This window comes from Streptomyces sp. NPDC044063 (genome assembly GCF_056434285.1).
In genome coordinates this window covers 63843-75706 of sequence record NZ_JBWKFM010000005.1, presented here as the reverse complement: position 1 = coordinate 75706, position 11864 = coordinate 63843, and the positions used below count along the sequence as shown (strand labels likewise).

The 11864-nt window shown below is 76.0% G+C and carries 9 protein-coding genes; 4 read left to right on the top strand and 5 right to left on the bottom strand.

The features are described 5' to 3' along the window. Positions 1-156 precede the first annotated feature (156 nt). Positions 157-1326 carry a steroid 3-ketoacyl-CoA thiolase gene (locus AC07BS_RS08600; RefSeq protein ID WP_478641296.1) on the top strand — a complete coding sequence of 390 codons (1170 nt, stop codon included), beginning with the start codon at positions 157-159 and terminating at the stop codon, positions 1324-1326. A gap of 24 nt (positions 1327-1350) precedes the next feature. On the opposite strand, the gene AC07BS_RS08595 is transcribed toward AC07BS_RS08600, so the two are convergent. The 5 genes from AC07BS_RS08595 to AC07BS_RS08575 all read right to left on the bottom strand — a co-directional run bounded on the left by AC07BS_RS08595 (position 1351) and on the right by AC07BS_RS08575 (position 6989). Next, positions 1351-2190 (bottom strand): ECF transporter S component, encoded by an 840-nt coding sequence (locus AC07BS_RS08595; RefSeq protein WP_478931280.1) that lies wholly within the window; start codon positions 2188-2190, stop codon positions 1351-1353. An 80-nt stretch (positions 2191-2270) separates the two neighbouring features. Further along, positions 2271-3905, bottom strand: coding sequence for an ABC transporter ATP-binding protein (locus AC07BS_RS08590; RefSeq protein ID WP_478931064.1), 1635 nt, complete (start codon positions 3903-3905; stop codon positions 2271-2273). After that, on the bottom strand, positions 3902-5062 hold the full coding sequence (locus tag AC07BS_RS08585; protein WP_478931062.1) for an energy-coupling factor transporter transmembrane component T: 1161 nt from the start codon (positions 5060-5062) through the stop codon (positions 3902-3904). The genes AC07BS_RS08590 and AC07BS_RS08585 overlap by 4 nt, the downstream gene beginning before the upstream one ends. Then, complete coding sequence (locus AC07BS_RS08580; protein ID WP_478931278.1) at positions 5059-5736, bottom strand: SCO2322 family protein; 678 nt, start codon at positions 5734-5736, stop codon at positions 5059-5061. Before AC07BS_RS08580 ends, AC07BS_RS08585 begins: the two co-directional genes overlap by 4 nt. Before the next feature lie 2 nt (positions 5737-5738). Continuing rightward, a complete protein-coding gene (locus AC07BS_RS08575; RefSeq protein WP_478931061.1) occupies positions 5739-6989 on the bottom strand; it encodes a prenyltransferase/squalene oxidase repeat-containing protein in 1251 nt (416 codons plus the stop codon). Between the two features lie 231 nt (positions 6990-7220). On the opposite strand from AC07BS_RS08575, the gene AC07BS_RS08570 reads away from it, so the two are divergent. The 3 genes from AC07BS_RS08570 to AC07BS_RS08560 all read left to right on the top strand — a co-directional run bounded on the left by AC07BS_RS08570 (position 7221) and on the right by AC07BS_RS08560 (position 11803). Beyond that, positions 7221-8783, top strand: a complete 1563-nt coding sequence (locus tag AC07BS_RS08570) for an aldehyde dehydrogenase (RefSeq protein WP_478931059.1) — start codon at positions 7221-7223, stop codon at positions 8781-8783. Between the two features lie 172 nt (positions 8784-8955). Beyond that, positions 8956-11616, top strand: coding sequence for a class III lanthionine synthetase LanKC (gene lanKC / locus AC07BS_RS08565; protein WP_478931057.1), 2661 nt, complete (start codon positions 8956-8958; stop codon positions 11614-11616). Between the two features lie 58 nt (positions 11617-11674). Then, on the top strand, positions 11675-11803 hold the full coding sequence (locus tag AC07BS_RS08560; protein WP_478641286.1) for a SapB/AmfS family lanthipeptide: 129 nt from the start codon (positions 11675-11677) through the stop codon (positions 11801-11803). Positions 11804-11864 lie beyond the last annotated feature (61 nt).

The window sequence follows — 11864 nt, the reverse complement described above, 5'->3', positions numbered from 1 at the left end:
TGCGTACCGGGGGTACGGGTCGGAAGACTGCGCACGGAACCAAGGAACTAGAACGCGTTCTGGAACGTGTGCTGGAACGCGCACGCCGAACGCGTACCGGTTTCCGGCCGGGGGCGCCGGGACGCCCCGCGGACGCGAGGAGAGGACGACTTGGTCATGCCCGCGGAACCCGTGATCGTCGAAGCCGTACGCACCCCCATCGGCAAGCGCGGCGGCGCGCTCGCCAACCTCCACCCCGCCTACCTGCTCGGCGAGACCTACCGCGAGGTCCTCGCCCGCACCGGCATCCAGCCCGACTGCGTCGAGCAGATCGTCGGCGGCACGGTCACCCACGCCGGCGAGCAGTCGATGAACCCCGCGCGCACCGCCTGGCTCGCCATGGGCCTGCCCTACGAGACCGCGGCCACCACCGTCGACTGCCAGTGCGGCTCCTCCCAGCAGGCCAACCACCTCGTCGCCAACATGATCGCGAGCGGTGTCATCGACGTCGGCATCGGCTGCGGCGTCGAGGCCATGTCCCGCGTCCCGCTCGGCAGCGGCTCCAAGCACGGCCCCGGCAGGCCCTTCCCCGACGAGTGGAACGTCGGCCTGCCCAACCAGTTCGAGGCCGCCGAGCGCATCGCCCGGCGGCGCGGCCTGACCCGTGAACGCGTCGACGCGCTCGGCCTGCTCTCCCAGCGGCGGGCCGCCCGCGCCTGGGCGGAGGAACGTTTCAAGCGGGAGACCTACGCCGTCCAGGTGCCCACCACCGAGGAGGAGCAGTTCGCGGGGCAGGGCATGTGGCGCCTCGTCGACCGCGACGAGGGGGTGCGCGACACCAGCATGGAGGCGCTGGCCGGCCTCAAGCCCGTCATGCCCGTCGCCGTCCACACCGCCGGCAACTCCTCCCAGATATCCGACGGCGCCGCGGTGCTGATGTGGGCCTCCAAACGCATGGCCCGCGCCCTGCGGCTGCGCCCGCGCGCCCGTATCGTCGCCCAGGCGCTGGTGGGGGCCGACCCGCACTTCCACCTCGACGGGCCCGTCGACGCCACCCGGGCCGTGCTGGGCCGGGCGGGGATGTCGCTGCGCGACATCGACATCGTCGAGATCAACGAGGCCTTCGCGTCGGTGGTCCTGTCCTGGGCGCAGGTCTTCGACCAGGACCTGGAGAAGGTCAACGTCAACGGTGGCGCCATTGCCCTCGGCCACCCCGTCGGCGCGACCGGCGCCCGGCTGATCACGACCGCGCTGCACGAGCTGGAGCGGCGCGACGCGGAGTTCGCGCTGATCACCATGTGCGCGGGCGGGGCGCTGGCGACGGGGACGATCATCCAGCGGCTGTGACGCCCGGCCCGGGCACTCGGGCGATCAGGCGTCCGTGAAGTCCGCGCGGGCGTCGAACGCGGCACGCCGGGTGGCCCGGCGCAGGGCCTTGAGGACCGTGGGGCCCAGGGTGAGGGTGGCCACCACCGTGACGAGGGCGCGGGCCAGGTCCCAGCCCAGCGAGGTCGCCAGGCAGTACGCCACGAACCGGGCGAGGTTGTCCGGCAGCGGATCGCCCGGCACGAACGCGACGTCCGAGACCAGCGAGCCGATGTAGGGCCAGCCCTGGAGGTTCATCACCGTCCCGTACGCCACGGACGCCAGCGCCCCGTACCCGGCCAGCAGCGCCGGCTCCCCCCGGCCGCGCAGCCGGTCCGGGCCCGGCAGCAGGCCCGCGCCCATCGCCACCCACCCCATGGCCAGCATCTGGAACGGCAGCCACGGCCCCACACCACCGGTGAGCAGCGCGGACGCGAACATCGACAGCGACCCGAGGACGAACCCGAAGCCGGGCCCCAGCACCCGCCCGGACAGCACCATGAGGAAGAACATCGGCTCGATGCCGGCCGTGCCGGCGCCGAGCGGGCGCAGCGCGGCGCCCGCCGCCGCCAGCACCCCGAGCATCGCCACGGCCTTGGCGTCCAGCCCGGTGTCCGCGATCGTCGCCATCACCACGGCGAGCAGCAGCGGCAGCAGCGCGGCGAACAGCCACGGCGCGTCCTGCGCGTGCGCCAGCCCCGACCCGGAGCTCGCGAGCAGCGGCCAGCCGAAGGCGGCCACGCCGGTCAGCGAGACGAGCACGAGGGCCGCCACGGACCGGGGGCCGAGCCGGACGGCCCGGGCCTGGCGGTCGCCGCGCGGGACCGCTCCGCGCGCGGCCGGCACCGACGGGAGGGCGGCCGGCGCGGGCCGCGCCGGGGGGACCGGGGCCTCCGGGGGAGGGGCCTGCGGGGGCTGGGCCGCGCTCACGACGCGCCGTCCAGCGCGCCGCGCACCTGCGACACCGTCAGCCACGGCAGCGGCGCCAGCACCTTGGCCACCTGCGGCGCGAAGGCGGGCGAGGAGACGACGACCTCCGCCGTGGGGCCGTCGGCGACGACCTCCCCGTCGGCGACGATCACCACACGGTGGGCCAGCTCGGCGGCCAGCTCCACGTCGTGGGTGGCGAGCACGATCGCGTGCCCCCGCCCGGCCAGGTCGCGCAGGACCGCGGTCAGCCGGGCCTTCGCCGCGTAGTCCAGGCCCCGGGTCGGCTCGTCCAGCAGGATCAGCGGCGGCCGGGCGGTGAGCACCACGGCCAGGGCCAGCGCCAGGCGCTGCCCCTCCGAGAGATCGCGCGGGTGGGTGGTGTCCGGGACGTCCGGCAGCAGCTCCGACACCAGCTCCCGGCAGGTGCCGGGACCGGCACCGGCGTCGCGGTCGGCCGCAGCGCACTCCGCGGCCACCGTGTCCGCGTACAGCAGGTCGCGCGGCTCCTGCGGGACGAGGCCCACGCGGCGCAGCAGCTCGCGCGGCCCCGTGCGGTGCGGCTCCGCGCCGCCGACGCGCACCGTGCCGCGGGCCGGCTCGTGCATGCCGACGAGCGTGCGCAGCAGCGTGGACTTGCCCGCGCCGTTGCGGCCCATCAGGGCCACCGTCTCGCCGGCCCGCACCGTCAGGTCCACGTCGTGGAGAGCTGTCACCCGGCCGTGCCGGACGCCGAGGCCCGCCACCGAGGCGACCGGCGCTTCGGTGTCCGGGCCCGGCTCCGGGCGCGGCGCGCCGCCGGGGGCCGGGGGCTCCACCGGCGCCAGCCGCTCGCGCAGGGACGCGGCCCGGCGCCGGGCGTCCCGGACGGACAGCGGCAGCGGCGACCAGCCGGCCGTGCGGCCGAGGGCCACGACCGGCGGGTGCACGGGCGAGACCGCCATGATCCCGGCGGGCTCGCCCACGACGGGCGCCTCGCCCGGGCCGGGCAGCAGGATCACCTGGTCCGCGTACTGCACCACCCGCTCCAGCCGGTGCTCGGCGAGCAGCACGGTGGTGCCCAGGTCGTGGACCAGGCGTTGCAGCACGGCCAGCACCTCCTCGGCGGCGGCCGGGTCCAGCGCGGACGTCGGCTCGTCCAGGACCAGCACCTTGGGGTGCGCCGTCAGCACGGAGCCGATGGCGACGCGCTGCCGCTGGCCGCCCGAGAGCGTGGCCAGGGGCCGGTCGCGCAGGCCCTCCAGGCCCAGCAGGTCCAGGGTCTCCTCGACGCGGCGGCGCATGGTGGCGGGCGGGATGCCGAGGGACTCCATGCCGTAGGCGAGTTCGTCCTCGACGGTGTCGGTGACGAAGTGGGCGAGCGGGTCCTGCCCCACGGTGCCCACGACGTCGGCCAGCTCGCGCGGCCGGTGGGTACGGGTGTCGCGGCCGTCGACGGTCACCCGGCCGCGCAGGGTGCCGCCGGTGAAGTGCGGGACGAGGCCGCTGACGGTGCCGAGGAGGGTGGACTTGCCGACGCCCGACGGCCCGACGAGCAGGCACAGTTCGCCCTCGGGGACGGTGAGGTCGACGTCCGCGAGGGCCGGGCGCGGGGCGCCGTCGTACGAGACGGTCACCTGGTCGAAGCGGATCACGGTGCCTCCTCCTTGCGGTCGGGGGTGACGGTGGTCGCCCGCCGTCCCGGCGACCGGTCCGGCGCCGGGGCCACGAAGGCCGGCAGCAGGCCGATCAGGAGGAACGCCGCGGGCAGGAGCGGGAGGGCGGGGGAGGTGAGGGGGACGGCCGGCGGGTGGAGGGCGCCGGCCGCGAACGAGCCGGCCCACACGGTCAGCGCCGCGACCGCGACGCCCGAGGCGGACACCAGCCAGGCGCGCGCGCCCCACGGGTCCGGGCGGTAGCGGGTGCGCGCCGAGCGGCGGCCGCCCAGCCACAGGCCGGCCAGCGCCAGCACCAGCCCGCCGGCCAGCAGCGGCACGCCGTAGCCGGCCCCCGTGTCGCCGAGCAGGCCGTACGTGCCGGCGCACACGCCCAGCAGACCGCCCAGGGTCAGGGCGCTCGTGGTGTGCCGCACGGCGGCGGGGACCTTCGCCGTACGGCCGTAGCCGCGCGCGTCCATGGCCGCGGCCAGCGCCACCGAACGCTCCAGCGCGCCCTCCAGCGCCGGCAGCCCCACCTGCGCCAGGCCCTTCAGACCGCGGTCCGGGCGGCCGCGCAGGCGGCGCGCCGCGCGCAGACGCTGGACGTCGGCCACGAGGTTCGGCGCGAAGGTCATCGCCACGACGACCGCCACCCCCGCCTCGTACAGCGCTCCGGGGAGGGACTTCAGCAGCCGGGCCGGATTCGCCAGGGCGTTGGCGGCGCCCACGCAGATGAGCAGGGTGGCCAGCTTCAGCCCGTCGTAGAACGCGAAGACCAGGGCCTCGGCGGTCACCCGGCCGCCGATCCGCACGCCCCGCGCCCACGCGGGCAGCGGCACCTCGGGAAGGGTCAGCACGATGTGGGTACCGGGGATCGGGGAGCCCGGGACGACCGCGAAGACCAGCCGGATGGCGATGACCGCGAGACCCAGCTTGAGGAAGGCCCCGTACGAGCGGGCCCACGGCGCGTCCGTGCGGCACGTCGCGACGACGTAGCCGGCGACACCGATCAGCAGCCCCAGCAGCAGCGGATTGGTCGTGCGCGAGGCGGCGGTCGCCAGGCCCAGCGCCCAGACCCACCAGGCGCCCGCGTGCAGGGCGGAGGCCCGGCCGCCCGCCCCGCCGGGCCGGTCCTCCCGCTTCTCCCGCCTCATCCGCGACGACGCCGCCGCGCCTGCCACGCCGCGGCGCCCGCGAGGACGGCCACGGCGGCGATCCCGCCGATCAGCCCGGCGGACGGGCCGCCGTCGTCCGTGCCCTCACCGGAGTCCGCCGCGGCGGCGGACGGCGTGGTGGTGGAGCCGCCCGTGCCGTCCCCGGCGACCTTCTCCGCGCAGCCCGACCGGGGGTAGCCGGCGATGCCGCAGAGCAACGCGTCGGAGTTGTAGCGCAGCGGCTTCGCGACCGCCGCCAGTGCCTCGGCGGCGCTCGCGTCCGTGGCGACGCTCGCGCAGGCCGTCCGGCCGGCGGGCGGGCGCTCGCCGCCCGGCGCGTCGGCGGGCGTGCCGAAGTCGAGCACCACCGCCACGCGCTTCTTCCCGTCCTCGGCGGGCGTGCCGTCGCACACGGCGCCGAAGGAGGCCGCCTCGCGCGGCTTCGCGGCGTCCGCGCCGTCCTTGCTCACGGCGAAGCGGAAGCCGACGAGCTCCCCGTCGGCGGGCCGCAGCGTGGCGGGCCCCTGGGTGGCGTACGTCCAGTCGGCGGCCCGCGCGCCGCGCTGCCAGAAGGACCAGTAGCGGTAGCCGTCGGCGTGCGCGGGGGCGGCACACAGCAGGGCCGTCAGCCCGGCCAGGAGCAGGGCTCCGGCCCCCCGGCGCGCGGCGGCCACCGTCACAGCTGGTTCTTCTTGCGGTTGCTCAGCAGGAAGCCGACGCCGACGCTGGCGACGAAGAAGACGCCGACGAACCACCAGGCGCCGAAGCCGCCGCCGTCGTCCTTCTTCTTCTCGTCCTTCTGCTCCGGCGACGCGGTCGCCTCCGGCTTCGGGCCGGTCGCGTTCAGCGCCGCGACGAAGTCGGTGCCGGCGAAGGAGCGCGGGTCGCCGCCCGCGGCGTGCACGGTGAGCACGATCTTGGCGAGGCGGCCGGGGTTGCCCTTGGCCCACTCGGCGGCCTTGTTGTTCTTGTCCTCCAGCCACTTCAGCGGCTTGGCGGCGGCGTCGGTGTGGCCGCCGGCGGCGAGGGCGAGCGTCGCGTCGGCGGTGGTGCCCAGGTCCGGGCCCTCGGGGGCGCCGGGCATGGACGACTTCAGGAAGCCGCCGTTCTTCTCGGTCTTCTGCGCGAGGTGTGCGGCCACCGCCTCGGCGGACGCGGCGGCGTCCTTCGGCTTCGCGGACTCGTCGTCGGCGCACTCCAGCGGCTTGACCGGCTTGTCCGCGCCCTTCGCCGGGGCGACCAGGTAGCCCTTGCCGAGGACGCCCAGCGCCGCGGCGGCGGAGGCGAGGTCGTTGGGGGCGAAGCCGCCGCGCTCGTCCTCCTTCTTGTCGCAGCCGGCCTGGAGGGACAGCAGGGAGTCGTAGGGGCTCTTGCCGCCCTTGGCGGTGGCCTTGGCCGGGTCCTGGCCGGCCGCGGCGTAGGCGCCGACGGCGGCGGAGGTGGAGTTGGCGTCGCTGGGGGAGCCCGGGGACATGCCCCAGCCGCCGTCCTCGTTCTGGTGCGACGTCAGCCAGCCGAGGCCCTTCTTGACGACCTCGGCGCGCCCGCCGACGGCGGCCAGCGCCTGCACGGCGGTCGCGGTGGAGTCCGTGAACTCGCCGGCCTTGGCGTCGCACGGCTTGCCCGTGTCCGCGCGGTAGGCCGCGAAGCCGCCGTCGGCGCACTGCTGGCCCGCCAGCCAGTCCACGGCCCGCGGGGCGGGGGAGACGCCGGTGGCGTCCTGCGCGAGGAGGGCCAGCGACTGCCGGAAGACACCGTCGAACTTCGGGTCGGCCGTGCCGAACAGGCCCGGGGCCGCCGGCGACGGCGAACCGTCGGCGAAGGCGGCGGGGGCCGCGACCGCGCCCAGGACGGCGGAGGCCAGGACGGCGGCGGTGGCCGACGTCGCGGCGGTGCGGCGCGCGCGGGCGGCGAGGGAGGGAGCCATGAACGTGGTGCCTCTCGGTGGTGCCGGTGGTCGACCGACGTCGCTTTGCGGGGGGCCGGACAACTTTATCCGGAGCCCCGGGGGGCGCCGATACCGCCACGGAAGGGGACGGAATCCGGTCATGCTCATGTCGGGTCGGGAAGGTCCGCACCATTGCCCCGCGACCGTGGAGCTGCTATCCAACGGCTGGCTCTTCTGATGCAGCGTCAGCTACCGACGGAGGCGATCGCGATGCCAGGACCCACCGAGCGCGGCCCGCAGCACGGCCCGCAGCACGGCCCGCAGCACGGCCCGCGGCCCGACCCCGGGCACAGCCCCGGACAGGGCCTCGTGGAGCACGGTCAGCTCGTCATCGGCGGCACCCTCACCGACCCGGCCGCCGGCCCCGGCGGCGAGGTCATCGAGGTGGTCTCGCCGCACACCGAGGCCGTCATCGGCCGCGTCCCGCACGCCTCGCGCGCCGACGTGGACCGGGCCGTGGCCGCCGCCCGCTCCTCCTTCGACTCGGGCGTCTGGTCCGGGCTGCCGCTCGCCGAGCGCGTCGAGGTCGTCACCCGGATCAAGGACGGCGTCGCCGCCCGCCACGAGGAGCTCGCCCGGCTCATCTCCGCGCAGAACGGTTCCCCCTATTCCTGGAGCGTCCTCGCCCAGGCGCTCGGCGCGGTGATGGTGTGGGACAGCGCCCTGACCATCGCCCGCGACTTCCGCTACGAGGAGCGCCGGGCCGGCGTCCTCGGCCCGCTGATCGTCCGCCGGGAGCCGGTGGGGGTCGTGGCGGCCGTGGTGCCGTGGAACGTGCCGCAGTTCGTGGCCGCCGCCAAGCTGGCGCCCGCGCTGCTGGCCGGCTGCTCGGTGGTGCTCAAGCCCTCCCCGGAGACGCCGCTCGACGCGTACGTGCTCGCGGAGATCACCGCGGCGGCGGGGCTGCCGGAGGGCGTGCTGTCGATCCTGCCCGCCGGACCCGAGGTCAGCGAGTACCTGGTCGGCCACCCCGGGGTCGACAAGGTCTCCTTCACCGGCTCGGTCGCCTCCGGCAAGCGCGTCATGGAGGTCGCGGCCCGGCAGCTCTCCCGGGTCACCCTGGAGCTCGGCGGGAAGTCCGCCGCGATCGTGCTGCCCGACGCCGACCTCGACGCGGCCGTCGCCGGCATCGTGCCGAGCGCCTGGATGAACAACGGCCAGGCCTGCGTCGCCCAGACCCGGGTGCTCGCCCCCCGCTCCCACTACGCCGAGCTCGCCGAGCGCCTCGCCGCCGCCGCGAACGCGCTGACCGTCGGCGACCCGCTCGACCCGGCCACCCAGGTGGGCCCGCTGGTGGCCCGCCGGCAGCGCGAGCGGTCGCTGGAGTACGTCGCGCTCGGGCAGCGCGAGGGCGCCAAGGTGCTGGCCGGCGGTGGCCGGCCGGACGGGCTGCCCACCGGCTGGTACGTGGAGCCCACGCTCCTCGGCGAGGTCGCCAACACCATGCGCGTCGCCCGCGAGGAGATCTTCGGCCCCGTGGTCTGCCTGCTGCCCTACGACGACGAGGAGGAGGCCGTCCGCATCGCCGACGACTCCGAGTACGGGCTGTCCGGCAGCGTCTGGACGAGCGACCTGGAGCGCGGCGTCGACATCGCGCGGCGGGTGCGCACGGGCACGTTCTCGGTGAACACCTTCAGCCTGGACCTCTTCGGGCCCTTCGGCGGCTACAAGGACTCCGGCGTGGGCCGGGAGGGCGGGCCCGAGGGCTACGCCGAGTACTTCGAGCAGAAGACCATCCACCTGCCCGGCGGGACGCCGGCGCCGTTCGCGTGACCGTCGCCGTCCGGTCGCGGCCACCCGGTCGCGGCCGGACGGGGGCGCTACTTCGTACAGGATCGAACATAGATTGACGCGTGCGTTCCTCATGGGATGTTCATGACATGCGTGACTGTCCCGGCCCTCCGCCCCGTGGAACTCTCTTCCCGTCCGCAGCAAAGGGGGGCCGATGGAGAAGCGGTACGAGGTGTACTGCCTGGCAGACAGGCACTTCTACGAGATCCCGGACCGGCCGGCGACCGCCGCCGGCGAGCGGGTCCGGCTCTTCGAGACCGCGCGGCGCCACGTCCCCGAGGGCTGGCGGAGCACCCGCCACGGCGACTGGCTCACCTTCACCCCGCTGACCGTCGACGGCACCCCGCGGCCGGCGCCCGCGCAGGGCTGGAAGATCCATGTGTCCGCCGCGGCCGGGCACGCCGACAAGACCGCGGCCGCCGTATGGGACTACTGCGTCCCGCGCGGCATCCCCTTCAAGTTCGTCCCGGCGCCGCACCTGCTCCACCTGCGCGACAGCAAGTACGCGCCGCGCGACGGCAGCGGCAAGTTCGTCACCGTCTACCCGGCGGACGAGGAGCAACTGCGCACCACGCTCACCGAGCTGCACGAGATCGTCGGCGGCACCCCGGGCCCGTACGTCCTCACCGACCTGCGCTGGCACGAGGGCCCGCTCCACGTGCGCTACGGGGCCTTCGCCGCCCGCTACTGCGCCGACGCCCACGGCACCCTCGTGCCCGCCGTCGAGGACCCGAGCGGCACCCTCGTCCCCGACCTGCGCGCCCCGGCCTTCCGGACGCCCGACTGGGTCGCCCTGCCGGCCTTCCTCGAACCCCACCTCGCCGCCCGCAACGCCACCACCCTCGGCGAGCTGCCCTACCGCGTCGAGAAGGCCCTCCACTTCTCCAACGGAGGCGGCGTCTACCGCGGCACCGACACCCGTGACGGCCGCGCCGTCGTCCTCAAGGAGGGCCGCCCCCACGCCGGGCTCGCCGCCGACGGCGCCGACGCCGTCACCCGCCTGGAACGCGAGCGGGACGCGCTGGAGCGGCTCGCCGGCCTCGGCGTCGCCCCCGGCCTGCGCGACTGGCTCGCCGTCGGCGACCACCGCTTCCTCGTCATGGACTTCGTCGAGGGCCGGCCGCTCAACTCCTTCTTCGCCGAGCGCCACCCGCTGCTCACCACCGACCCCGACCCGGAGGCCGTGGCCGACTACACCGCGTGGGCGCTCCGCATCCACCGGGCCGTCGAGACGGCGGTCGAGGCCGTGCACTCCCGGGGCGTGGTCTTCAACGACCTCCACATGTTCAACATCCTCGTCGCCCCGGACGAACGGTCCGTGACGCTCATCGACTTCGAGGCCGCCGCGCCCGCCTCCGAGGCCGGCCGGCAGATCGTCGCCCACCCGGGCTTCGTCGCCCCGCCCGACCGCACCGGCACCGACGTCGACCGCTACGCGCTGGCCTGCCTGCGCCTCGCGCTGTTCCTGCCGATCACCACGCTCCTCGGCATCGACCGCGGCAAGGCGGCCCACCTGGCCGAGGTGATCGCCGAACACTTCCCCGTACCGGGGGAGTTCCTCGACGAGGCGGTCGCGGAGATCACCCGGGAGGGCGCCACCGCGCCGGGGTCCGGGACCGCGCCGGGGTCCGGGACCGCGCCGGCCGGCGCGCGGCGCCGGGGCGCCCCGGCCGGGCTCCCCGACCCGGGCGACTGGCCCGCGGCGCGCGACTCCATGATCCGCGGCATCCTGGCCTCCGCCACCCCCGACCGTGACGACCGGCTCGTGCCCGGCGACATCGCGCAGTTCACCACCGGCGGCGGGCTCGGGCTCGCGCACGGCGCCGCCGGGGTGCTGCACGCCCTCGCCGAGACCGGCGCACCCCGCTGGGAACAGGGCGAACGCTGGCTCCTCGACCACACCGACCCCACCCCGCCCGGCACCCCGCTCGGCCTCTACGACGGCATCGCGGGCATCGCCCACACCCTCCACCGCCTCGGCCACACCGGGCGCGCCCTGGACCTCACCGCGTCCCTGCTCGCCGAACAGTGGCAGCGGCTGGGCCCCGGCCTCCACGGCGGACTCGCCGGGGTGGGGCTGGTCCTCGACGACCTCGCCGAGGCCACCGGCGACCGTTCCCTGCGCGAGCACGCCCTGCGCGCCGCCCAGCTGCTCGCCGACCGGTTGGCATCGGACGGGGCCTCCACCGGCCGCCGCGCCGGGCTGATGCACGGTGCCACCGGCGCCGCGCTGCTCTTCCTCCGGCTCCACGAACGCACCGGCGCCCCGGCCCTCCTGGAGCTCTCCGGCACCGCCCTGCGCGCCGACCTCGCGCGATGCGTCCGTACACCGAGCGGCTCCCTCGACGTCGACGAGGGCCGGCGCACCATGCCGTACCTCGGCGACGGCAGCGTCGGCATCGGCGCGGTGCTCGACGACCACCTCGCCCACCGCCCCGCCGGGGCGGACGACGACCTCACCGAGGCCCGCGACCGCATCGTCCTCGCCGCCCGGTCCCGCTTCTACGCCCAGCCCGGGCTCCTCCAGGGCCGCGCCGGAATGATCTGGCACCTCGCCCGCACCACGGCCCCGGGCGTCACCCGCGAGCACCTCGCCGCGCAGGTCTCGGCCATGGGCTGGTACGCCATGCCCTACCGGGGCGAACTGGCCTTCCCCGGCCACCAGATGATGCGCCTGTCGATGGACCTCGCCACCGGAACGGCCGGCTGCCTGCTCGCGCTCGGCGCCGCCCTCGGCGAGGGGCCCGCGGGCCTGCCGTTCCTGCCGCCCCTCCGGGCGCCCCAGAGCCGGCTCCGCCACGCCGCGGAGTCGTGACGCACCACCACGTCCGATCGTCCGATCGCGCGATCCGTCCCCGATGAAAGGAAGAACGATGGCGCTTCTCGACCTCCAGAGCCTCGAGTCCGACGAGCAGTACGGCGGTGGCCACGGCGGTGGCGGCGGCAGCAACGTGAGCCTGCTGCTCTGCTGGAGCACGGCCAGCGTCGCGCTCTGCCTGTGACCGGCTGACCGCCGTCCGCGGATGACCGCGGCCCGGTGGGCCCTCCCCGGCGGAGGGCCCA

Excerpts from the sequence above, each read along its gene's own strand:
- AC07BS_RS08585 (WP_478931062.1), bottom strand. The coding sequence starts at position 5,062 with ATGAGGCGGGAGAAGCGGGAGGACCGGCCCGGCGGGGCGGGCGGCCGG.
- AC07BS_RS08570 (WP_478931059.1), top strand. The coding sequence starts at position 7,221 with ATGCCAGGACCCACCGAGCGCGGCCCGCAGCACGGCCCGCAGCACGGC.
- AC07BS_RS08560 (WP_478641286.1), top strand. The coding sequence starts at position 11,675 with ATGGCGCTTCTCGACCTCCAGAGCCTCGAGTCCGACGAGCAGTACGGC.
- AC07BS_RS08575 (WP_478931061.1), bottom strand. The coding sequence starts at position 6,989 with ATGGCTCCCTCCCTCGCCGCCCGCGCGCGCCGCACCGCCGCGACGTCG.
- AC07BS_RS08600 (WP_478641296.1), top strand. The coding sequence starts at position 157 with ATGCCCGCGGAACCCGTGATCGTCGAAGCCGTACGCACCCCCATCGGC.
- lanKC (WP_478931057.1), top strand. The coding sequence starts at position 8,956 with ATGGAGAAGCGGTACGAGGTGTACTGCCTGGCAGACAGGCACTTCTAC.